Genomic DNA, 21391 nt, shown 5'->3' on the forward strand with positions numbered 1-21391 from the left:
CGTTTGGAGCATTCAAGATGGCGAACTCCTGGCGCATCTCCGCCCTCGCGGACCGGCATCGCGCACTCGGCTCGAATCTCGAGGACTGGAACGGCATGGGCACCGCATGGACCTATGCGACCGATCTCGCCGACCACCACGAGGCCATTCGCACCCGCGCCGGCCTGATGGACGTATCGGGGCTGAAGAAGGTGCACTATGTCGGCCCGCACGCCGAAAGCCTGCTGAACTGGGCGACGACGCGCGACATCGGCAAGCTGTATCCCGGCAAGTCGGTGTACGCGACGCTGCTCGACGAGAGCGGCAAGTTCATCGACGACTGCATCGTCTACCGCACCGGCCCCAATGCGTTCATGGTCGTCCATGGCGCGGGCGCGGGGTACGAGCGCCTCGTGCGCTCCGCGTATGGCCGGCAGGTCGCCGTGCTGTTCGACGACGACCTGCACGACCTGTCGCTGCAAGGGCCGGTCGCGGTCGACTTCCTTGCCGAATACGTGCCGGACATCCGCAACCTGCCGTACTTCCACCATGTGCAGACGCGCCTGTTCGGCCGGCCGGCGATGATCTCGCGCACCGGCTACACCGGCGAGCGCGGCTACGAGATCTTCTGCAAGGCCGCCGACGCGCCGTTCATCTGGGACACGATCCTCGACAAGGGCCGGGCGATGGGCATCGTCCCCTGCGCATTCACCGCGCTCGACTGGCTGCGCGTCGAGAGCTACCTGCTGTTCTATCCGTACGACAACTCCGAGATGTACCCGTTTGCCGACGAGCGCGCCGGCGACACGCTGTGGGAACTCGGCCTCGATTTCACGGTGTCGCCCGGCAAGACCGAATTCTGCGGCGCGGCCGAGCACTTCCGGCTCGCCGGCAAGGAGCGGTTCCGGATCTTCGGCGTCGAGCTCGAGGCCGCGAAGGCCGCGCAGGCCGGCGACACGCTCTGGCACGACGGCAAGGCGGCCGGCGTGATCACGTGCGCGATGTATTCGCGGCTGACGGGGCGCTCGCTCGCGCTCGCCCGCCTCGACGTCCGGCATGCCCGTGCGGGCGTGCCGCTCGTGGTGAAGGGCAGCGTCGAGACGCGCGCGACCACCGCGCTGTTGCCGTTCGACGATCCCGACAAGAAAAAGCGCACCGCCGTCGGCTGACGCGTTGACGACCATGCATGACCGGCGACGGCCGGCCTTTCCCGCATTCCGATCCGTTTCGAGGACACACGACGTGAATCCGAACTACATCCTGACGATCAGCTGCCCGGCCACGTCCGGCATCGTGGCTGCCGTCACCGCCCATCTCGCCGCGTCGAACTGCTACATCGGCGAGCTGGCGCAATACGACGACGAGGTCAGCGGCACGTTCTTCATGCGCGCCGTGTTCCGCTTCAACACCGGTGCGAACGGCAACGTCGAGCAGCTGCAGCGCGATTTCGCGGGCGTCGCCCGGGATTTCTCGATGCAGTGGCAACTGAAAAGCGCCGGCGAGCCGATGAAGGTGCTGCTGATGGTCAGCAAGTTCGACCACTGCCTGTCCGACCTGCTGTACCGCTTCCGCAAGGGCGAGCTGCGCATGCAGATCACCGCGGTCGTGTCGAACCATCTGGATCTGCGGCCGATGGCCGAGCGCGAGGGCATCCGCTTCATCTACCTGCCGATCACGCCGGACACCCGAACGCGGCAGGAGGCGGAGCTGATGCGCATCGTCGACGAAACCGGCACCGAACTCGTCGTGCTGGCCCGCTACATGCAGATCCTGTCGAACGACCTGTGCGAGCGGCTCGCCGGCCGCGCGATCAATATCCACCACTCGTTCCTGCCGGGGTTCAAGGGCGCGAAGCCGTACCACCAGGCGTTCGAGCGCGGCGTGAAGCTGATCGGCGCGACCGCCCACTACGTGACGTCCGACCTCGACGAAGGGCCGATCATCGAGCAGGAGGTGCAGCGCGTCGACCACGTGCTGCAGCCGTCCGATCTCGTCGCGATCGGACGCGACACCGAGACGGTCGCACTGTCGCGTGCGGTCAAGTATCACACCGAGCACCGCGTGTTCCTGAACCAGAACCGCACGGTGATCTTCCGATGAGCGGCGCGACGATCATCGACGGCAAGGCGATCGCCGACGCGCTGCTGGAATCCGTCCGGCACGACGTCGCGCGGCTGCGCGGCGACGGCGTGCTGCCCGGCCTCGCGGTCGTACTCGTCGGCGACGACCCGGCGAGCCACGTCTATGTGCGCAACAAGATGCTGCGCGCGCAGCAGGTCGGCATCCGTTCGATCGAGCATCGGCTGCCCGCCGACACCGCCGCGTCCGACTTGCTCGCGCTCGTCGCCGAACTCAACGCCGACCCCGACGTCCACGGGATTCTCGTGCAGATGCCGCTGCCCGCGCCACTCGACGCCGCGGCCGTGATCGACGCGATCGATCCGCGCAAGGACGTCGACGGCTTCCATCGCGACAACGTCGGCGGGCTCGCGCTCGGCCAGGACGCGCTCGTGCCGTGCACGCCGTCGGGCTGCATGCATCTGCTGCGGGAGATCGTCGGCGACTTGCGCGGCAAGCATGCAGTCGTCGTCGGGCGCTCGAACATCGTCGGCAAGCCGATGGCCGCGCTGCTGCTCCAGTCCGACTGCTCGGTGACGACCGTCCACTCGCGCAGCGCGAACGCCGCCGAACTGTGCCGCCAGGCGGACATCGTCGTCGCGGCAGCCGGCAAGCCGGGGCTCGTCGATGCGGACTGGATCAAGCCGGGCGCGGTCGTCGTGGATGTCGGCATCAACCGCATCGAATCCGGCGGCGCGACGCGGCTCGTCGGCGATGTCGACCACGACAGCGTGGCGCGCGTCGCCGCCGCGTTGACGCCGGTTCCGGGCGGCGTCGGTCCGCTGACGATCGCCTTCCTGATGAAGAACACCGCGCTCGCGGCGCGGCGGCAGCGCGCGACGTGACCCGCGTCCGCGCACGAACGGCACGCGCCGTTCGCCGAACCACGGCTAACCACTTCCAACGAGGTAGAACGCGATGACACAACGTGTTGCAATCATCGGTGCGGGCCCATCCGGCATGGCCCAGCTTCGCGCCTTCCAGTCGGCCCAGGCGAAGGGCGCGGACATCCCCCAGCTCGTCTGCTTCGAGAAGCAGCGCGACTGGGGCGGCATGTGGAACTACACGTGGCGCACCGGCACCGACGAACATGGCGAGCCGGTCCACGGCAGCATGTACCGCTATCTGTGGTCGAACGGCCCGAAGGAATGCCTGGAGTTCGCCGACTACACGTTCGAGGAACACTTCGGCAAGCCGATCGCGTCGTATCCGCCGCGCGAAGTGCTGTGGGACTACATCAAGGGACGCGTCGAGAAGGCCGGCGTGCGCAAGGACATCCGCTTCAGCACCGTCGTGCGCCAGGTTGCGTTCGACGACGCGAGCGGCCGCTTCACGGTGACCGCGCACGATCTCGACAAGGACGTCGTGTACGCGGAAGACTTCGACTACGTCGTGAATGCGTGCGGCCATTTCTCGACCCCGAACATGCCGAGCTTTCCCGGCTTCGACAGCTTCGGCGGACGCATCCTGCATGCGCACGACTTTCGCGACGCGCTCGAATTCAAGGACAAGGACATCCTGCTCGTCGGCAGCAGCTATTCGGCCGAGGACATCGGGTCGCAATGCTACAAGTATGGCGCGCGCAGCATCACGAGCTGCTATCGCACGGCGCCGATGGGTTATCACTGGCCGGCGAACTGGGAGGAAAAGCCGTTGCTCGAGCGCGTGCGCGGCAACGTCGCGTTTTTCGCCGACGGCAGCAGCAAGAAGATCGACGCGATCATCCTCTGCACCGGATACCAGCACCATTTCCCGTTTCTGCCCGACAGCCTGCGCCTGAAGACGAACAACCGGCTTTGGCCGCTCGACCTGTACAAAGGCATCTTCTGGGAACGCAACCCGAAACTGATCTATCTCGGCATGCAGGACCTCTGGTACTCGTTCAACATGTTCGACGCGCAAGCCTGGTACGCACGCGACGTCATCCTCGGCCGCATCGCGCTGCCCGGTTTCGACGCGATGCACGCCGACAGTCTCGCGTGGCGCGCGCGCGAGGAAACGCTGGTCACCAACCAGCAGATGTTCGAGTATCAGGGCAGCTATATCCAGGACCTGATCGATGCGACCGACTATCCGAGCTTCGACATCGCCGGCGTCAATCGCACGTTCCTCGCGTGGAAACACGACAAGCACGAGAACATCATGGGCTATCGCGACAAATCGTATCGCTCGCTGATGACCGGCACCCAGTCGCCGCCGCATCACACGCCGTGGCTCGACGCGCTCGACGATTCGATGGACGCGTACCTCGGCGAGCGTGCGCCCGAGCCGCGCGTTCGCGCCGGCTGACTGCCGCGGCACTGCGCTGTCGCGTCACCCGACCGGGCCCCGGGTGCCGCGACGCCCGACGTGCCGTTCGCGGCCGCGCGCATCGCGGGCCGCGCCCGTCCACTCATTCAAGGAACGTCCATGCTCATTCGACCACCGACCGTGTCGCGGCCGCATGAACCTGCGTTGTCCGCGCATGCGGCCGGCCGCGAACGCCATCGTGTCGCCGGTGCGGGGCTCGCCGCCGTCAAGCTCGATGCCGGCGATACGCTGCAGGTGATCGACGTCGAAGGCCGGCAGCGCGCGGAGCTGCTCGCATTGCGCGTGCGCGACGGCGGCAGTGCGCTGGCCGCGCTCGCCCTGACGCCCGACGACAGCGCACGCTTCATCGCCGAATGCCTGAACGGCGCTTCCGCAGCACAAGCGGATCTCGCCATCCTGCTCGAACGGCACGGGCTGACGGGCAAGCCGTTGCCCGACGGCGCCGTCCTCTGGTCCGGCGACACCCGCGCCGGCACCATGCGCACGTTCGTCGCGACGGAGCCGATCGTCGCGATCGTCGCGGCGCCCGGCGGCCCCGTGCCCGTGGACCGGGCCGGCCAGCCGGCGACGGAGCTTCAGCTGTCCGTCGTGCGCGCGGGCGCGTCCGCTGCCACGCAGACGAGCGTGCCGCTCGCCGATCCGCTCGCGGATTTCGTCATCCGTCCGGGAACGGCCGTCGCGTACACGGTCGCGGCCGGCGAGTACCTGCAGATCGTCGACGTCGACGGCAGGCAATGCTCCGATTTCGTCGCATTCGATCTCGACGCGCTCGGTGGGCACCGGGAAGTCGGTCTCGATCCGACCGTCACCCGCACGCTGAACGGTCATGCGTATCCCATGCCCGGTCTGTACTCGCGGTTCTTCGATCAGCTCATGCAGCCGATGCTCGAAGTCGTGCACGATACCGTCGGCCGGCACGACACGTTCGCGCTCGCGTGCACCGCGCGCTATTACGACACGCAGGGTTACCCGGGCCATGCGAACTGCAGCGACAACATCAGTGCGGTGCTCGCCGAATACGGCATCGCCGCGCGTCCCGGCTGGCCGGCGATCAATTTCTTCTTCAACACCTCGATCGACGCGCACGGCCAGATGACGATCGACGAGCCGTGGTCGCGCCCGGGCGACTACGTGCTGCTGCGCGCGCTGAAGCCGCTGCTGTGCGTCAGCACGTCGTGCCCCGACGACATCGACCCCGCGAACGCGTGGCAACCGACCGACATCCGGATCCGAACCTATTCGAGCGAGGCGCGCTTCACCATGTCCACCGCCATCAGACCCACCCCCGACGCCCCGCCCGTGCTGACGCGCCAGTCGGGCTTCCACGCCCGCACGTCGGCGCTCACGCGCCACTTTGCCGACTACCGCGGCTGGCACCTGCCGGCGCGGTTCGACGGCTACGGCGCGATCGACGAATACTACGGCTGCCGCGAGCGCGCGGCAATCGTCGATCTGTCCGCGTTGCGCAAGTTCGACGTCACCGGCCCCGACGCCGAGGCCCTGTTGCAATACTGCCTGACGCGCGACGTGCGCAGGCTCGCGGTCGGACAGGTCGTCTACTCGGCGATGTGCCATCCGCACGGCGGAATGCTCGACGACGGCACCCTGATGCGGCTCGGCCCCGACACGTTCCGCTGGATCTGCGGCGACGATTTCGCGGGTGTCTGGCTGCGGGAGCAGGCGAACAGGCTCGGCATGAAGGCCTGGGTCAAGTCGTCGTCCGACCAGATCCACAATGTCGCGCTGCAAGGGCCGCGCAGCCGCGAGATCCTGCGCGCGCTGATCCGCACGCCCGCGACCCAGCCGTCGCTCGACAGCCTCGGCTGGTTCCGCTTCCTGATCGGCCGCCTCGGCGGCGACGACGGCTGCCCCGTCATCGTCAGCCGGACCGGCTACACCGGCGAGCTCGGCTATGAGGTCTGGTGCCATCCGCGCGACGCGCAAGCCGTATGGGACGCGATCTGGGCGGCGGGCCAGCCGCACGGACTCGTGCCGCTCGGTCTCGACGCGCTCGACCTGTTGCGGATCGAAGCCGGGCTCGTGTTTGCCGGCTACGAATTCACCGACGAAACCGATCCGTTCGAGGCCGGCATCGGCTTCAGCGTTCCGCTCGCGACGAAGACCGATGACTTCGTCGGGCGCGACGCGCTGCTTCGCCGCAGCGCGCATCCGCAACGCCGGCTCGTCGGGCTGGAACTCGCCGGTAACGAACCGGCCCGTCACGGCGATTGCGTGCACAACGGGCGGGCACAGGTCGGCGTCGTCACGAGCGGCATGCGCTCGCCGATCCTCGGCAGGAGCATCGCGCTCGCGCGAATCGACGTTCACCACACGGAGCCGGGCAACGTGCTCCACGTCGGCAAGCTCGACGGCCAGCAGAAGCGCATCGACGCGCGGGTGACCGCCCCGATCTTTTACGATCCGGAGAAGGCGCGCGTACGCGGCTAGCGGATGCGATTGCCGCTTGCACACACCTGCAGGCAAGCCAAGCGTTCGGGATCAGGTCATCCCGTGGGATGCGATGATTTCCTCGGTGCGGTCCCAGAGGCGCCGGGCGAGATCGGCGTCCCGGGCGAAGGCCGAGGATTCGGCAGGGCGGCAATCCGCGAAATAACGGCCGGTGACGCCGTTCAGCGCAGGATGCGCGGCCAGCAGGCACGTTGTCGCGGCGCCCTGCGGCACCGTTTTGCCGAACAGCATCGCAGCCGAGACGATCCAGTTGAACGGCCCGCGCATATGCCGATGCAGGCCCGTGGCGCCAATCAGTCCCGGATGGAGTGCGTTTGCAGTGATTCCGACATGACCCACTCTGCGTGAAAGCTCGTTCGCGAACAGGATGTTGGCGAGCTTCGCCTGGCCATAGAACGGAAAACCGCGATAGCCGTTGCTACCGTCGAGATTGTCGAAATCAATGCCTTTCCCGCCTGGAGCAAAGCGATGGGAATGACTGCCCACAATGACGATCCGGCCCGGGCGCGAGCGGTTGATTGAAGGCAGCAACCGCGTCACCAGCAGATGATGGGCGACATGGTTGACGAAGAACTGCTTTTCCACGCCGTTCACCGTCTCCAGCTTTGGCAGCGCCATTATCGCGGCATTGGTGACGACGGCATCGAGGGTGATGCCGCACGCGAGAATGCGGTCGGCGGCCCGGGCAACGGAAGCGAGATCGGTCAGTTCGGCTCCAACGGCCATGCCATCTGCGGCGTCGGCGATCGCCAGGGCGGCGCGCGCCTTGTCTTCATCCCTCGCGACGGCAATGATGCGGGCGCCGCGCATTGCCAAAACCCGCGTCGTTTCAAGACCGATACCAGAATTACAGCCCGTGATCAGGATCGTCCGGCCGGAGAGATCCAGGCCCTCGGTGACCTGCTCCGCGGTGCTGCGTCGCGAAAAGCGCAATGCGGTTATCGGGTCCATCACCCTTCTCTCCCATCGTCAGGTTCATTACGACACCTGGCCGCGCCGACGCTGAAGCCATCGGGACCACCGGCAATGACGACTCGCTTGCCGACCAAATTCCCCATGGCGCGGCTTTCATAAATTCCCGTTACTTCATTATGTGATTTGCATTGCATTTAATCATTATCGAAATGCGCCAAATAACTCGCATTAGACGCCAATAGGGATACCCACGAAAATCCGGGCTACCAGCGACTTATTTTTTGAAAAAAAGAAAATGGCGCGATCGAAACGTTATACTTTGTTAAATCCCATTTTCACCAATCTTACCTAGCTAACGCCCACGGTGTTATGGATAAAGTTTTCCATGAAGACATCTGAAATCATTCGCGACGTCGCAGCCGAGATAGAAGCAATTTTTCGCGAAAACGATCTCGCTGCTCCAAACCCTTCGGCCCTGGAACAACTCGAGCTTCTGCATGGTCGCATTCGCGCTCGCTGCGGCTACTGCGCCGACAGGGTAGGTCACATCAGGATGCTCGCCCAGGACTTCTACAGCGTTCGCAGACATCAATTTCATCCCCAGGGTGCCGACGGCGTACTGTGTGATATCCGTACGAATCTCGAGGCGATTCGTTCATGGTCGAAGGTATGGGAGGAGCACGGCAAGTAACTTCCGCACTGGAGCGCCGGCAATCGAAGCGTTCGTCGGGCAGAGAGATGAACGACGAATTGCCGCCGAATTCAGTCATCCGTCGATGCTCTGCCTTAATCGATCCCGCCGCCCCGTTTGACAACCGATGCAGTTCAACCGCCCCGGATAGGGACGGCGAACCGGCGCACAATGCGCGCTTGCGGCTACGCGATCGTCACGAATGGTAAGCCGTCTCCCCGTGCGAACTGACGTCGAGACCCTCACGTTCGCGCTCACCGTCGACACGCAGACCGATCGTCATGTCGACCAGCTTGAATGCGGCAACCGACACGACCGCGGACCACACGAGCGAGGTCCCGACGCCCCAGCACTGCGCAATCAGTTGCTCGCCGATGTGGTAGTCGGCGACCTTGTTCCCCACGTAGTCGTAGATCCCGGTTCCGCCCAGCGACGGCGACGCGAATACCCCGGTGAGCAGCGCACCCGCGATGCCGCCGATGCAGTGGACGCCGAATACGTCGAGCGAATCGTCGACACCGAGAAGGCGCTTGAGCCCGTTGACGCCCCAATAGCAGACGATGCCCGCGATCAACCCCATCGCGATCGCGCCCATCGGCCCGACGAACCCACATGCCGGGGTGATCACGACCAGCCCCGCGATCGCGCCGGACACCGCGCCGAGCATGGACGGTTTCTTCTTCAGCGACCATTCGACGAAGGTCCACGACACCGTCGCCGCACAGGTCGCCAAAAGCGTCGTGACGAATGCGAGCGTCGCCGCGCCGCTTGCCTCGAGCGCGGAGCCCACATTGAATCCGAACCAGCCGACCCACAGCAGCGACCCGCCGATCATCGTCATCGTCAGATTGTGCGGCGCCATCGTCTCCCTGCCGAACCCCGCCCGCTTGCCGATCATGATCGCGCCGACCAGCGCCGCGATGCCTGCATTGATATGCACCACGGTGCCGCCTGCGAAATCGATCGCGCCCTTCTGGAACAAGAAGCCGGCCGTCGCGCCGGCCTTGTCGGCCGCCGCGGCGCTCGTGTAAGCGTCCGGGCCCGCCCAGTACCAGACCATGTGCGCAATCGGCAGGTACGAGAAGGTGAACCACAGCACCATGAACGCCAGCACCGCGGAGAATTTCGCGCGTTCGGCGATGCCCCCCACGATCAGCGCGGGCGTGATCGCGGCGAACGTCAGCTGGAACGACACGTAGATGAACTCCGGAATGACGACGCCCTTGCTGAAGGTCGCGGCGGTCGAATCCGGCGTGATGCCGACCAGGAACGCCTTCGAGAGCCCGCCGAAGAACGCGTTGCCTTCGGTGAACGCGATGCTGTAACCGTATACCGCCCACAGAACGCCGAGCAGGCAGAACACCACGAGCGTCTGCATCAGGATCGACAGCATGTTCTTCGCCCGCACCATTCCGCCGTAGAAAAGGCCGAGCCCGGGTGCCGCCATCATCACGACGAGCAGCGTCGCGACGATCATCCACGCGGTGTCGCCCTTGTTCGGCACCGGCACCGCCGCCACCTTGTCGTCCGCGAACACGGGTAGCGCCAGCAATGCGAGCCACGCGCACAGAATCCAGCCAATCGTCTTTTTCATGTCGTTTCCTCGAAGCAAGGCATGCACCGCCCCGCGATGCACGCGATAACCGATGACGAACCAGCAAAATCGGGAATGACCGCGACACCGCACGGAGGCACCGAGCGGGTCGCGGCGTCTGAAGCGACCGACGACATGACGCCGCCCGCTACTGCGCGGCGCCACGTCGCGTGCACCGTCACACCGCGGTCATGACCGCTCGCCCGGAATCCACGACGTGCCGGCCAGCGGCACGCGCGCCATCGCGGCCGCCTCGACCGTCAGCGCGACGAGATCTTCCGGCTCCAGGTGATGAACGTTCTGCTTGCCGCAGGCGCGCGCGATGGTGGTCAGCTCCATGTTCAGCGTCTTCAGGTAATTGCGCACACGACGCGCGCCCTCTTCCGGCTCGAGACGCTTTTCGAGCACCGCGTCCTGCGTCGTCACGCCCACCGGACACTTGCCGGTATGACAGTGGTGGCAGAAACCCGGCGACGTATGCAGCGCCGCGTAATCTGCCGCAGCCGAATGCAGCATGCCGTCCTGGAAGTACGATTCGCTGTTGCAGCCGAGCGCCATCAGCACCCCCTGGCCGATCGCGACGGCATCCGCGCCGAGCGCGAGCGCCTTGGCGACGTCCGCACCGGTGCGAATGCCGCCCGACACGATCAGTTGAACCTGCCCCTTCATGTTCAGGTCCTCGAGCGCGGCGACGGCCTGACGGACCGCCGCCAGCGTCGGAATGCCCACGTTCTCGATGAAGCAGGTCTGGGTTGCCGCCGTGCCGCCCTGCATCCCGTCGACCACGACGACATCCGCGCCCGCATGCACCGCGAGCTTCACGTCGTTGAACGTGCGCGTCGCCCCGACCTTCACGTAGATCGGCTTTTCCCAGTCGGTGATCTCGCGCAGTTCCTGGATCTTGATCGCGAGATCGTCCGGGCCGGTCCAGTCCGGATGGCGGCTCGCCGAGCGCTGGTCGACGCCCGCCGGGAGCGTGCGCATCGACGCCACGCGCGGATTGACCTTCTGGCCGAGCAGCATGCCGCCGCCGCCCGGCTTCGCACCCTGCCCGATCACGACCTCGATCGCATCGGCGCGGCGCACGTCGTCGGGATTGAAGCCGTAGCGCGACGGCAGGCACTGGTAGACGAGCGTCTTCGACGAACGGCGCTCCTCCTGCGTCATCCCGCCGTCGCCGGTCGTCGTCGACGTGCCGGCCGCCGTCGCCGCGCGGCCGAGCGCTTCCTTGACGTTCGCCGACAGCGCGCCGAAGCTCATCCCGGCCACCGTGATCGGGATGTCGAGCACGATGGGCTTCTTCGCGAAGCGCGTGCCGAGCACGGTCTGCGTCGTGCACTTCTCGCGATATCCTTCGAGCGGGTAACGCGAAAGCGAAGCACCGAGGAACAGCAGATCGTCGAAGTGCGGTACGTGACGCTTCGCCCCGAGGCCGCGAATCTCGTACAGGCCGCGTTGGGCGGCCGTGTGGATGTAGTCGATCGTCTTGCGGTCGTAGCCGTACGACTCTTCCTGCTGCAAGCGGGCGAAATGAATGGGTTTGACTTCCATGGCGTTGCCTCGATGGAGCGTGGATTCAATATTCCTGGTTCGCGTCGGCGTTCCAGTGGTAGAGCGTGCGGGCCGAAGCGATGCGCCTGAACGCGCGCGGATCGTGGTCGAGCCCGGCCGCATCGAGCAGCGCCGCGACGGCACTGAAGTCCGCGTCGGCCATCGGCTCGAACTGCGCGTCCGCGCCGAGCGACTTCACTTCACCCTTCACGTAGAGCACTGCTTCGTAGAGCGAATCACCGAGTGCGTCGCCCGCGTCACCGCAGATCACCATCCGGCCCGCCTGGGCCATGAATGCGGAGAAGCTGCCGACCGACCCGCCGACGACGATGTCGCCGCCTTTCAGCGAGATGCCGCAACGCAACCCGGCATCGCCATCGATCACGAGCAGCCCGCCGTGCGCGGAGGCACCCGCGCCGTTCGACGCGAAACCCTTCACGTGCACCTTGCCGCTCATCATGTTTTCCGCGACGCCGGTCCCGGCGCTGCCCTCGATGACGATCGTCGCGCGCTGGTTCATGCCGCCGGCGTAATAGCCGGCGTGGCCATCGATCGTCACGGTCACGTCGGCGTCCACGCCGACCGCGATGTTGTGCGCACCGTTCGGCGAGGCCACGACGATCGCCTGCCCGTCGAGCACGTCCGCGCTGCCGTGCAGGTACTGGTTGACGTCCCTGACGGTTGCGTGCTCAAGGTCGAATGTCATGCGTTCCATACGTACATCTCCTCGGGTGCGGGTTCGAATACCTTGGCGTTCCTGATGTCCGGCAGATGCGCGAGCGAGCGAAATTCCGACGCGATCGCGACATAGTCGTCGTTCTCGGCGACGACGGCCGGCTTGCATGCGAACGGGTCGCGAATCAGCGCCAGCTCGGTGGGCGTCCCCATCAGGAACGTGTAGAAGCCATCGAGCTCCTCGAAGCCCTTCTGCAGTGCGACCGGCAGCGTGTCGCCCTCGCGCAGTCGCCATTCGAGGAAGCGGCACGCCGCCTCCGTGTCGTTGTCGGTATCGAAATGAATGCCCTTCGGCTCCAGCTTCCGGCGCACGCCGTAAGGGTTCGACAGCGAGCCGTTGTGGACCAGGCAGAAGTCCTCGCCGGCCGTAAACGGATGTGCGCGATCCGGCGTCACCGCGGACTCGGTCGCCATCCGCGTATGGCCGACCAGGTGAGAGCCCTTGAGGCCGCCGAACGCGTAACGCGCGGCGATCTCCGCGGGCAGGCCGATGTCCTTGTACAGGTCGATCGAGCGCCCGGCCGACAGCAGGTACACGCGCGGGTAATGCTCGTTCAGCCAGTGCCTGACCGTGTCGGCCTGCGCGTGGACGGTCAGCACCGCGTGGTTTCCCTTCGCATCGACACGCGCCGCGGCGTCGACGGACGCCTTCAGCCGATCGAGCAGCACGTCCCACGGAAAATGCTCGCCTTCATCCGTAAAGCCCGAGTACAGGCTCAGCTTGCGCTGGTTCGGCTCGACCGCGTCGCCGAACACCGCGAGACCGGCCGAATCCGGGCCACGTTCGGTCATGCCGATCAGCATCGGCACCATCAGCTCGCCGAGCCGGTCGCGCAACGCCGGCGTCTTGACCAGCAATCCTACGATTCCACACATGTTGCCTGCTCCTCAGAAAAATTCGACGTACTGCTTGATTTCCCAGTCCGATACGTGGCGCATGTATTCCAGCCACTCCATTCGCTTGAGCTTGATGAACTCGTCGACCACCGGCCCGAGCGCATCGCAGATCGTCCGGTCGGCCTCGAGCGCGTCGAGCGCCTCGCCAAGGTTTTGCGGCAGCACGCCGATGCCGTGGTCGCGAAGTTTCTGCGCAGGCCACTCGTACAGGTTCTCGTTCGCCGGCGCACCCGGCGACAGGTCGCGGTCGATGCCGTCGAGCCCGGCGGCGATCACGGCCGCCGTCGCGAGATACGGGTTGCATGCGCCGTCCGGCAGACGCAGTTCGATCCGGCCGCCTGGCATCCGCACCATGGTCGAGCGATTGTTGTCGCCGTAGCTGATGTAGGCCGGCGCCCAGGTCGCGCCGGTCAGCGAGCGCCCGACGACGAGGCGCTTGTACGAGTTCACCGTCGGGTTGCAGAGCGCCGCCAGCGCGGACGCATGCGCGAGCAGGCCCGCCGTGAACCGGTAGCCGAGTGCCGACAGGCCCATGCCGAGCGTATCGTCGGCGTCGGCGAACAGGTTGCGCTTGCCGTCGCCGATCGACATGTGCATGTGCATGCCGTTGCCCGGGCGGTTCGCGAAGGGTTTCGGCATGAACGAACAGATCATCCCGAGCTCGTTCGCGATTTCCGACGCGGCCATCTTGAAGAACACGTAGTGATCGCACGACGTCAGGCAGTCGGTATACGTGTAGTTGATCTCGAACTGCCCGTTCGCGTCCTCGTGGTCGATCTGGTAGACGTCGATGCCGACCGCGCGCAGCGATTCGGTGAGCTTTTCCAGGAACACGCGCGTGCGGGACAGCCCCTTGTAGTCGTAGCAGGGCTTCGCCAGCGTATCGCTCGGATCGCAAGGCTCGAGCGTGCCCGACGCGGAGCGCTTCAGCAGCGAAAATTCGGGCTCGAGGCCGGTAAAGAGCGTCCATCCGCGCTCGGTCAGGCGGGCAACCTGCTTCTTCAGCGTCACGCGTGAATCGAACGCCCACGGTGCGCCGTCGACGTGACCGTCGCACGCGATGCGCGCGAGCCCGGACTGCCACGGCACCGGCGTCAGCGTCGCGAGATCGCCGACCGCCATGTAGTCCGGCCCGTTCGGCTCGATGCCGACACCCCAGATCGCAAAGCCCGCGAAACCCGCGCCCGCGGTCAGCACGCTGCCCAGATGCGCGACCGGCACCGATTTCGCCTTGGCCACGCCGTGAATGTCGACGAATTGCGCGAGCACATACTTCACACCGTGTTGCGCAAGGTATGTCTGCGCTTCGTCCACCGAATCGAAGCGCGGTACGCTTCCGAGTGCGTTGACTGGCAACGGGCTCGCATCGTTCAGGTTCATCGTCTCTCCTTGCAACTGCTGCGTTCACTGGTTTGTGGAATCCGCCCGGCTGGCGAGCGGCCCAATTGCGCGACATGAGGCAAGCACCGCGTCCGGTACGCTGCGATCACGCCTTCTGCATGCGAAGGGATTTATTGTTGTGAAACAATAATTCCCCATATGAAACTTGCGGTGCGCACGCCGGCGGTCCCGACCGTGCCGGCGCGCGTACCACAATCTGCTACCCTTGCCCCTTTTTCCGAGGTCGACGATGCATACCGCTGACGACAGCAAGACCCCGCTCGAACGCTATCTCGGGTCGACCATCCGCGAGCTTCGCCAGAGCCACGGCCTGACCATCGCCCAGGTCGCCGAACAGGCCGGCATCAGCCGCGGCATGCTGTCGAAGATCGAAAACGCTCAGACCTCGACCGGTCTCGACGTACTCCACCGCATTGCCCAGGCGCTCGGCGTCTCCATGGCCGTGCTGTTCCGCAACTTCGACGTCCCGCAGGGCGGCGCCCAGCTCGTGAAGAAGGGCGCTGGCATGGAAGTCGTCCGGAAAGGCACGAAAAGCGGCCACACCTACCATCTGCTCGCCTACGACCAGGGTCCGCGTAAAACCTTCGAGCCGTTCCTGATCACGATGGAGGACCAGGCGGAACGCTTTCCCGTCTTCGAGCATCCCGGCACCGAGTTCATCCACATGCTCAAGGGCGTGATCGAATACCGGCACGGTCAGCAGACCTACATCCTGCATCCGGGCGACACCCTGACGTTCCGCGCCGACGTACCGCACGGCCCGGAACGCCTGATCAAGACCCCGATCCAGTTCCTGTCGATCTTCGTCTACGGCCCCCCTGCCGACGAATGACCCTCCCGTCGCGAGAGATAATGCAAGCCTCGTGCCAGGTTTATCTACAGGAATCAAAGATTCCCGTGAATAAACACTTCGGGCGAGATGGCACCCGTGCGTCAGCGGGTGAGAACCCGCTCCCTGCGTGCTGCGGGTGCAGCGCCACGCCAACTTCGGTGCAACGTCGCACTGATACGGGAACCCTGATTACGAAGATGTATCAGCGTTCCTTATGCTGTGAGCCGCGGCAGTGCCGCCAGCGCATCCAGCGCCGCCCGGATCATCCGGCGCACGGTCGGCTGCACGCGGGCCGCGCGTTCGGTGTCGTAGGCGAACGGGAAAGCTTCGTCCATGTAGGTCGACTGGCACATCTCCAGCTGGATCGCATGCACGCCGTGTGACGGCCGGCCGGACGAGCGGGTGATGAAGCCGCCCTTGAAGCGACCGTTGGCGACCCACGTGAACGGGCTTGCGGCAGCCTCGCGCTCGACCGCGGCCTGCACGGACGGCGCGACGGTCCTGCCGTCCTGCGTGCCGATGTTCAGGTCGGGCAGCTTGCCGTCGAACAGCCGCGGCAGCAGGCTCGCGATCGAGTGCGCTTCCCAAAGCAGCACGTGCCCGTGACGCTCGCGCAGCCGCGCCAGCTCGGCCGCCAGCGCCATGTGGTACGGCTGCCAGTATGCGTCGACCCGGCGACCTTTCTCCGCCGCATCCGGTTCGGATCCTTCGCGATAGACGGGCTCGCCCCGAAACGTTTCGGTCGGACACAAGCCCGTCGTCGTCTGGCCCGGGTACAGGCTCTCGTCGTCCGACGGACGATTGAGGTCGATCACGTAACGTGAAACCGTCGCACCGAGCATCGTCGCGCCGAGCGTGGTCGCGAACGCGTACAGTCGGTCGAGGTGCCAGTCGGTATCGGCGAGTGTCAGCGCGCGGTCGGTGTACGCGTCGCGCAACGGCGCGGGTATCGCCGTTCCCAGGTGCGGAATCGAAATCAGCAGCGGCGCATCGCCGCGTTGCAGCGTGTATAGGTCACTCATCGAGCACTCCGTACGAATCAAAGCAATGCATCTTCGGGTAACTGCGGCACGGCGCGCGCGAGCGCCGGCCGGATCGAATGGTCGAGCACGCCGCGCGTCAGCTCGATGATCTCCGTGACGAAGTCCTCCCACTCGCCCTGTCGGTGCAGGAGAAAGAAATCGCGCCGGCCGAGCCGGCCACCCGGCAGCGGCACGACCACGACGTCGCCGAGGTAATGGCGCGCCTGCCACAGGCACAGCGGCGTCGAGATCGCGAAGCCGAGCCGGGCGGCAACCAGGCTCAGCAGCGGATCCGTCGCGTCGAATTCGAAGCGCCTCGGGCTATCAATGCCGAGATGGCGCGCGAACCGCTCGACCTGCTGGCCGATCACGGAACGTGCGGTGTAACGGATCAACGGCAGTTCGGCGGCCAGCGTTCGCCAGTCGGCCTGCTGGCGCCCGGCCAGATGTGCGCGCGCGACGACCGCGACGAATGCTTCGGAGAACAACGGGACCTCGACGATACGCGCGTCGCTGAGCGTGGTCTGCGTACATACGGCGACGTCGATCTCCCGGTCATGCAATTGCTTGCTCAAACCCGGCGTGATCCCGGACCACATCGAAATCTGTCGCGACGTGCCCGACACCGCGCGAATCAGTTCCGGGCCGACCGTCGCCGCGAACGAGTCGACGCAGCCGAGCCGCACGGGCACCCGCCCCGCGTCCGACGCATCGCCGACGCGCGTGCTGACCATCTGCGCATGCTCGAGCAGCGGGCCGGCCAGTTCCAGCAATGCCCGGCCGGCGAGATTGGGGCGCGGCGGGCGGCTGTCCCGATCGAACAGCACCGTCCCCTGTTCGCGCTCGAGGGCGGAAATCGCCTGGCTGATCGCGCTCTGGCTGACCCCGATCCGCCTGGCCGCGGCGGTCATCGAACCGGTCTCGCACACGGCGACGAAGGCCTGCAGGGCACGCAGGTCGATGGGCGATAGGGTGCGTCGCATAGAGGCTCCAGTGGCGGCGGCGTCCATTCCGGCAATACGGAACGCATGGTGCGCCGATTCGGCCTGCCCGGACGCAGGATGAGCACTTCCGGGCACGTTGCATAAGTTTGCCTAATACAAAATTCGGCGGCACCGCGGCTCCCTAGAATCGGCACGTCGTCCATCCAGAGGGAAGCCATGAGCCACTTCGACTTCATCGTGATCGGTGCCGGCGTGATCGGCACGTCGGTCGCGCATCATCTTGCGTCGCTCGGCGCACGCAACGTGCTCGTCATCGAACGGGGCATGATCGGCGCCGGCACCACGTCGCAATCGTCCGGCCTGCTGCGCACGCATTATTCGGTCCGCCAGAACGTCGAGCTGGCGCGCTCGTCGTGGTCGGCCTTCAACAACTTCGCCGAATACGTCGGCGACGACGAGGCGTCGTGCGGGCTCGTCAAGTGCGGCTACATGATCTGTGCGCCGGAGGGGGCGAAGCTCGAGCCGCTGCGCGCGTCGCTCGACGCGCAACGCGCGATGGACATCGAGGTGCAGTTGCTCGATCGGGACGACGCACGTGCCCGCCTGCCGATCGCACGGTTCGACGACGCGGCGCTGATCGGCTTCGAGCCGGAAGCGGGCTTCGCCGACGCCTATCTCGTCGCGACTAGCTTCGCGAAATCGGCACGCCGGCGCGGCGTGAAGATTCTCGAAGGCACGACCGTGACGGGGGTCGTGCGTGACGGCCGCCGCATCGTCGGCGTCGACACGAGCGCCGGCCGCTTCATGTGCGGCACGCTGATCAGTACGCAGAACATCTGGACCCCGGAACTGTCCGGCTGGATCGACGTCCCGCTACCCGTGAAACCGGAACGGCACACCGTGCTGGCGCTCGAGTGCGACGCACGATATTCGTTCCAGATGCCGGCGTTCAAGGACCTGGGCTCGCCCGGCATGCTCTATTACCGCAGCTATGGCGGCAGCCAGATGCTGGTCTCCGAGGGCGTCGTCGGCGAGACGCTGAATGCGCCGGAAACCGAACAGGGCGACATTTCGCTGGATTACGTCGCCGAAGTCGGTGCGCAGGTCGCCGAACGCTTTCCCGCCTACGAGACAGCCGGGCTCGCGTCGTCGTGGACCGGCGTCTACGACGTGACCCCCGACTGGAACCCGGTGCTTGGCAACATCGGCGACATCGACGGACTCGTGGTTGGCTTCGGTTTCTCGGGCCACGGCTTCAAGCTGTCGCCCGGCATCGGCAAACTGCTCGCACAGCATGCGCTCGGACAGCCGACCGACGTGTCGCTCGCCCCTTACTCGCTCGAACGCTTTGCGACCGGCGCCTTGCTCACCGGCAAGTATGGCCTCGGCGCCGTGTCCTGATCTTCATCCTTTCGACGAGACATTCCCATGCCCCTGAAGATACTGGTGCCCGTCAAGCGCGTCGTCGATCCGAACGTGCGCGTGCGGGTCGGTTCAACCGGCTCGATCGAGACGACCGGCCTCAAGATGTCCATCAACCCGTTCGACGAATGCGCACTCGAGATGGCGCTGCGCCTGCGCGAGGCCGGCCATGCCGCCCAGGTGAGCGTGGTCACGTGCGGCGCGGCCGCTTGCCAGGACGTGCTGCGCACCGGCCTGGCCATGGGTGCCGACGACGCGATCCTGATCGACACCGGCGACGTCGCCGCGTCGCTCGACTCGCTGGGCGTCGCACGGTTGCTCCACGCATACCTCGGCACGTCGCCTTACGACCTCGTGCTTTGCGGCAAGCAGGCGATCGACGACGACACCGGCGGCGTCGCGCCCATGCTCGCCGGCCTGCTCGGCTGGCCGCAAGGTCTCGACGCGACCGCTCTCGCGCCCGAAGGCGACGGCTGGCGCGTCACATGCGGCGACGACAGCGGCACCGCAACCTGGCGGCTGACCGGACGCGCCGTCGTGAGCGCCGACCTGCGCCTGGCCGAACCGCGACGCGTGACGCTGCCGAGCATCGTCAAGGCGAAACAGAAGCCGCTCGCAATCGTTCCAGCCGCGCGATTCGCGGTCGACCTCGCACCGTCGTCGCGCGCAGTGCAACTCGACGAGCCCACCGTACAGCGCTCGGGTCACCGCGTTGCCGACATCGACGCACTGATCGCCGCGCTCGCGGCGCACAACGTCTTTGCCCATACAGGAGTCTCCGCATGAGAACGCTCGTCATCGCCGAAACCACGGCCGACCATACGCTGCCGGATACGGTCCGGCGCGTCGTGACTGCCGCAACGGCATGCCGGCATCCTGTCGACGTGCTTGTGCTCGATCCCGCGGCGGCCGCGCAAGCCGCGCTGATCGACGGCGTCGACCGTGTACTCCGGCCCGATCTGCCCGGCACGGCCGGCGCCGTCACGCCGGAAAGCCTCGCCGTGCTGCTTGCCGGACTGGCGCCACGCTACACGCTGATCGCGGCCGCCCATCGCACGCTGGGCCGGAACGCGTTGCCGCGGGCCGCGGCCCTCGCCGGCGCGGCGTTCGTCGCGGACGTGACCGGCATCACGGACGACGGACGCTTCGTGCGCGGCCTGTATGCGGGAAGCATCGTCGCGACCGTCGAAAGCGCGCGCGAGACCAGCTTTGCGACCGTGCGCGCATCGTCGTTCGCGGCGGCAGGCGCGCGAGCGGAACCGGCACCGATCGATTCCGTGGATGCGCCGCCCGCATTCGCCGCGACAACGCTCATCGAACGCAACAGCACTCAGACAGCCGGCGTCGATCTCGCGAATGCGCCGATCGTCGTGTCAGGCGGGCGTGGGCTCGCGTCCAGCGAGAACATGGCGCGGCTCGGCACGCTCGCGTCGCGTGTCGGCGCAGCCCTCGGCGCATCACGTGCCGCGGTCGATGCCGGCTACGCACCGAACGCGATCCAGGTCGGGCAAACCGGCAAGACCGTCGCCCCCGACGCTTATCTCGCGTTCGGGATCTCGGGCGCCGTTCAGCACCTGGCCGGCATGAAGGATTCGAAGTTGATCGTCGCCGTCAACAAGGATCCGGATGCGCCCATCTTCTCGTTTGCGGACGTGGGCTTCGTGGGGGACCTGTTCGACGTGATGGCTGCACTCGAACGTCACGTCGAGGCCGGGGGTGGTGCATGACGCACCCGGATTCCGGGCAGGGCGGCGTCCCGCGCGTGCCTGCACCACGTTCCTCCAGCGGGACTGCACCGTCGGCGTCGCACTACCCGTCCGTCCGGTTTATCGATTGCGCGCAAGTCGAGCCTGAAGCCTGGGCGAACGGCGCGGGCGTCACGCGAACGATCGCCAGCCGCATCGACTCCGACGGCAACGTGGACTGGCGTATCAGTCTCGCAACGCTCGACGGATCGGCCCGCTTCTCGCAGTTTCCGGGCGTCGACCGGATACTCGTGCCGGTCGACAACTCGAGCGTCGAACTGCGCGCGCAGGACGGGCATCTCGTCGCGCACCCGATCGTGCCGGCGTACTTTCCCGGCGATTTGCCGGTGTGGACGACTGACATCGTACGGCCTACGCACGTCCTCAACGTGATGACGCGCCGCGCGGCCTGCCGGGCCACCGTGAGCGTGGCGACGCATTCACGCCGCGTGACGCCGGCGCCGACGCATCTGCTGATTTGCGCGGCCGGCCAATGGCGCTTCAGCAGCGCGTCGCTCAGTACCCAGACCCTGCTGCCGATGCATGGCCTGTGGCTCGACGGCCGCAGCGAAGAACTCGACCTGCAGTCCGACGCACTCGACTCCCGCCTGATCTCGATCGCGATCGAGCCAGTCGGACGCTAATCCCTGCCTTCTTGTACGTTCATGTCCCACGTTTCTCTTATTGAACAATACGGCCCGCGCGAATCGATGGAATACGACGTCGTGATCGTCGGCGGCGGCCCGGCCGGGCTGTCGGCCGCGAT

General features: G+C 66.2%; 19 protein-coding genes. 11 read left to right on the forward strand and 8 right to left on the reverse strand.

What is annotated here, in order from left to right; translation table 11 throughout:
• Window positions 1-17 precede the first annotated feature (17 nt).
• The 5 genes from DIE02_RS19010 (at window position 18) to DIE02_RS19030 (ending at window position 6855) form a co-directional block, all read left to right on the forward strand.
• The gene (locus DIE02_RS19010; RefSeq protein ID WP_124488090.1) at window positions 18-1148 is read left to right on the forward strand and encodes an aminomethyltransferase family protein; all 1131 of its coding nucleotides are present in this window, start codon (window positions 18-20) and stop codon (window positions 1146-1148) included.
• Window positions 1149-1221: 73 nt separating this feature from the next.
• Window positions 1222-2079, forward strand: a complete 858-nt coding sequence (gene purU / locus DIE02_RS19015) for a formyltetrahydrofolate deformylase (RefSeq protein WP_260426285.1) — start codon at window positions 1222-1224, stop codon at window positions 2077-2079.
• Entirely contained in the window at window positions 2076-2942 is an 867-nt protein-coding gene (locus DIE02_RS19020) for a bifunctional 5,10-methylenetetrahydrofolate dehydrogenase/5,10-methenyltetrahydrofolate cyclohydrolase (RefSeq protein WP_124529660.1), read from the forward strand. Before purU ends, DIE02_RS19020 begins: the two co-directional genes overlap by 4 nt.
• A 73-nt stretch (window positions 2943-3015) precedes the next feature.
• Entirely contained in the window at window positions 3016-4386 is a 1371-nt protein-coding gene (locus DIE02_RS19025; protein ID WP_124488092.1) for an NAD(P)-binding domain-containing protein, read from the forward strand.
• A 120-nt stretch (window positions 4387-4506) separates the two neighbouring features.
• Complete coding sequence (locus DIE02_RS19030) at window positions 4507-6855, forward strand: DUF1989 domain-containing protein (protein WP_221623422.1); 2349 nt, start codon at window positions 4507-4509, stop codon at window positions 6853-6855.
• Window positions 6856-6906: 51 nt separating this feature from the next.
• Here DIE02_RS19030 and DIE02_RS19035 read toward each other — a convergent pair whose 3' ends face one another.
• Window positions 6907-7827, reverse strand: coding sequence for an SDR family oxidoreductase (locus tag DIE02_RS19035; protein WP_221622532.1), 921 nt, complete (start codon window positions 7825-7827; stop codon window positions 6907-6909).
• Between the two features lie 349 nt (window positions 7828-8176).
• Here DIE02_RS19035 and DIE02_RS36070 point away from each other — a divergent pair, with 349 nt between their 5' ends.
• Window positions 8177-8482 (forward strand): hypothetical protein, encoded by a 306-nt coding sequence (locus tag DIE02_RS36070; RefSeq protein ID WP_260441515.1) that lies wholly within the window; start codon window positions 8177-8179, stop codon window positions 8480-8482.
• Window positions 8483-8678: 196 nt separating this feature from the next.
• On the opposite strand, the gene DIE02_RS19045 is transcribed toward DIE02_RS36070, so the two are convergent.
• From DIE02_RS19045 to glnT, 5 genes are all read right to left on the reverse strand, one after another.
• Window positions 8679-10076 (reverse strand): ammonium transporter, encoded by a 1398-nt coding sequence (locus DIE02_RS19045; protein WP_124488094.1) that lies wholly within the window; start codon window positions 10074-10076, stop codon window positions 8679-8681.
• Between the two features lie 189 nt (window positions 10077-10265).
• The gene (locus DIE02_RS19050; protein ID WP_039370809.1) at window positions 10266-11627 is read right to left on the reverse strand and encodes an FMN-binding glutamate synthase family protein; all 1362 of its coding nucleotides are present in this window, start codon (window positions 11625-11627) and stop codon (window positions 10266-10268) included.
• A 25-nt stretch (window positions 11628-11652) separates the two neighbouring features.
• Window positions 11653-12342: a protein glxC gene (locus tag DIE02_RS19055; protein ID WP_124521265.1), complete on the reverse strand. Its 690-nt coding sequence runs from the start codon at window positions 12340-12342 to the stop codon at window positions 11653-11655.
• On the reverse strand, window positions 12330-13238 hold the full coding sequence (locus DIE02_RS19060) for a class II glutamine amidotransferase (protein ID WP_034191062.1): 909 nt from the start codon (window positions 13236-13238) through the stop codon (window positions 12330-12332). Before DIE02_RS19060 ends, DIE02_RS19055 begins: the two co-directional genes overlap by 13 nt.
• Before the next feature lie 12 nt (window positions 13239-13250).
• Window positions 13251-14639 (reverse strand): type III glutamate--ammonia ligase, encoded by a 1389-nt coding sequence (gene glnT, locus DIE02_RS19065; protein WP_185640876.1) that lies wholly within the window; start codon window positions 14637-14639, stop codon window positions 13251-13253.
• A 250-nt stretch (window positions 14640-14889) separates the two neighbouring features.
• Between glnT and DIE02_RS19070 the strand changes: the two genes are divergently transcribed.
• On the forward strand, window positions 14890-15492 hold the full coding sequence (locus DIE02_RS19070) for a helix-turn-helix domain-containing protein (RefSeq protein ID WP_124488097.1): 603 nt from the start codon (window positions 14890-14892) through the stop codon (window positions 15490-15492).
• 212 nt (window positions 15493-15704) lie between these two features.
• Here the strand turns inward: DIE02_RS19070 and hutG are convergent, their stop codons facing one another.
• Window positions 15705-16514, reverse strand: a complete 810-nt coding sequence (gene hutG / locus DIE02_RS19075; protein WP_124529664.1) for an N-formylglutamate deformylase — start codon at window positions 16512-16514, stop codon at window positions 15705-15707.
• 17 nt (window positions 16515-16531) lie between these two features.
• Window positions 16532-17497, reverse strand: a complete 966-nt coding sequence (locus tag DIE02_RS19080) for a LysR family transcriptional regulator (protein ID WP_124488118.1) — start codon at window positions 17495-17497, stop codon at window positions 16532-16534.
• Window positions 17498-17674: 177 nt separating this feature from the next.
• Here DIE02_RS19080 and DIE02_RS19085 point away from each other — a divergent pair, with 177 nt between their 5' ends.
• Genes DIE02_RS19085 through DIE02_RS19100 form a run of 4 tightly spaced genes read left to right on the forward strand, consistent with a single transcriptional unit; the run spans window position 17675 to window position 21269 of the window.
• Window positions 17675-18859, forward strand: coding sequence for an FAD-binding oxidoreductase (locus DIE02_RS19085; protein WP_124521269.1), 1185 nt, complete (start codon window positions 17675-17677; stop codon window positions 18857-18859).
• A 27-nt stretch (window positions 18860-18886) separates the two neighbouring features.
• Window positions 18887-19666, forward strand: coding sequence for an electron transfer flavoprotein subunit beta/FixA family protein (locus tag DIE02_RS19090; protein ID WP_124529666.1), 780 nt, complete (start codon window positions 18887-18889; stop codon window positions 19664-19666).
• The gene (locus DIE02_RS19095) at window positions 19663-20607 is read left to right on the forward strand and encodes an electron transfer flavoprotein subunit alpha/FixB family protein (RefSeq protein WP_124529668.1); all 945 of its coding nucleotides are present in this window, start codon (window positions 19663-19665) and stop codon (window positions 20605-20607) included. Before DIE02_RS19090 ends, DIE02_RS19095 begins: the two co-directional genes overlap by 4 nt.
• Window positions 20604-21269: a HutD family protein gene (locus tag DIE02_RS19100; protein WP_124529670.1), complete on the forward strand. Its 666-nt coding sequence runs from the start codon at window positions 20604-20606 to the stop codon at window positions 21267-21269. Before DIE02_RS19095 ends, DIE02_RS19100 begins: the two co-directional genes overlap by 4 nt.
• The last annotated feature ends 122 nt before the right edge of the window (window positions 21270-21391 follow it).

The sequence above is a fragment of the Burkholderia sp. Bp8991 genome, from assembly GCF_003853795.1.
Classification (GTDB): domain Bacteria; phylum Pseudomonadota; class Gammaproteobacteria; order Burkholderiales; family Burkholderiaceae; genus Burkholderia.

Excerpts from the sequence above, each read along its gene's own strand:
- hutG (WP_124529664.1), bottom strand. The coding sequence starts at position 16,514 with ATGAGTGACCTATACACGCTGCAACGCGGCGATGCGCCGCTGCTGATT.
- glnT (WP_185640876.1), bottom strand. The coding sequence starts at position 14,639 with ATGAACCTGAACGATGCGAGCCCGTTGCCAGTCAACGCACTCGGAAGC.
- DIE02_RS19055 (WP_124521265.1), bottom strand. The coding sequence starts at position 12,342 with ATGGAACGCATGACATTCGACCTTGAGCACGCAACCGTCAGGGACGTC.
- DIE02_RS36070 (WP_260441515.1), top strand. The coding sequence starts at position 8,177 with ATGAAGACATCTGAAATCATTCGCGACGTCGCAGCCGAGATAGAAGCA.
- DIE02_RS19080 (WP_124488118.1), bottom strand. The coding sequence starts at position 17,497 with ATGCGACGCACCCTATCGCCCATCGACCTGCGTGCCCTGCAGGCCTTC.
- DIE02_RS19045 (WP_124488094.1), bottom strand. The coding sequence starts at position 10,076 with ATGAAAAAGACGATTGGCTGGATTCTGTGCGCGTGGCTCGCATTGCTG.
- DIE02_RS19100 (WP_124529670.1), top strand. The coding sequence starts at position 20,604 with ATGACGCACCCGGATTCCGGGCAGGGCGGCGTCCCGCGCGTGCCTGCA.
- DIE02_RS19035 (WP_221622532.1), bottom strand. The coding sequence starts at position 7,827 with ATGGACCCGATAACCGCATTGCGCTTTTCGCGACGCAGCACCGCGGAG.
- DIE02_RS19050 (WP_039370809.1), bottom strand. The coding sequence starts at position 11,627 with ATGGAAGTCAAACCCATTCATTTCGCCCGCTTGCAGCAGGAAGAGTCG.
- DIE02_RS19010 (WP_124488090.1), top strand. The coding sequence starts at position 18 with ATGGCGAACTCCTGGCGCATCTCCGCCCTCGCGGACCGGCATCGCGCA.
- DIE02_RS19030 (WP_221623422.1), top strand. The coding sequence starts at position 4,507 with ATGCTCATTCGACCACCGACCGTGTCGCGGCCGCATGAACCTGCGTTG.
- DIE02_RS19095 (WP_124529668.1), top strand. The coding sequence starts at position 19,663 with ATGAGAACGCTCGTCATCGCCGAAACCACGGCCGACCATACGCTGCCG.
- DIE02_RS19070 (WP_124488097.1), top strand. The coding sequence starts at position 14,890 with ATGCATACCGCTGACGACAGCAAGACCCCGCTCGAACGCTATCTCGGG.
- DIE02_RS19025 (WP_124488092.1), top strand. The coding sequence starts at position 3,016 with ATGACACAACGTGTTGCAATCATCGGTGCGGGCCCATCCGGCATGGCC.
- DIE02_RS19060 (WP_034191062.1), bottom strand. The coding sequence starts at position 13,238 with ATGTGTGGAATCGTAGGATTGCTGGTCAAGACGCCGGCGTTGCGCGAC.
- DIE02_RS19020 (WP_124529660.1), top strand. The coding sequence starts at position 2,076 with ATGAGCGGCGCGACGATCATCGACGGCAAGGCGATCGCCGACGCGCTG.
- DIE02_RS19090 (WP_124529666.1), top strand. The coding sequence starts at position 18,887 with ATGCCCCTGAAGATACTGGTGCCCGTCAAGCGCGTCGTCGATCCGAAC.
- DIE02_RS19085 (WP_124521269.1), top strand. The coding sequence starts at position 17,675 with ATGAGCCACTTCGACTTCATCGTGATCGGTGCCGGCGTGATCGGCACG.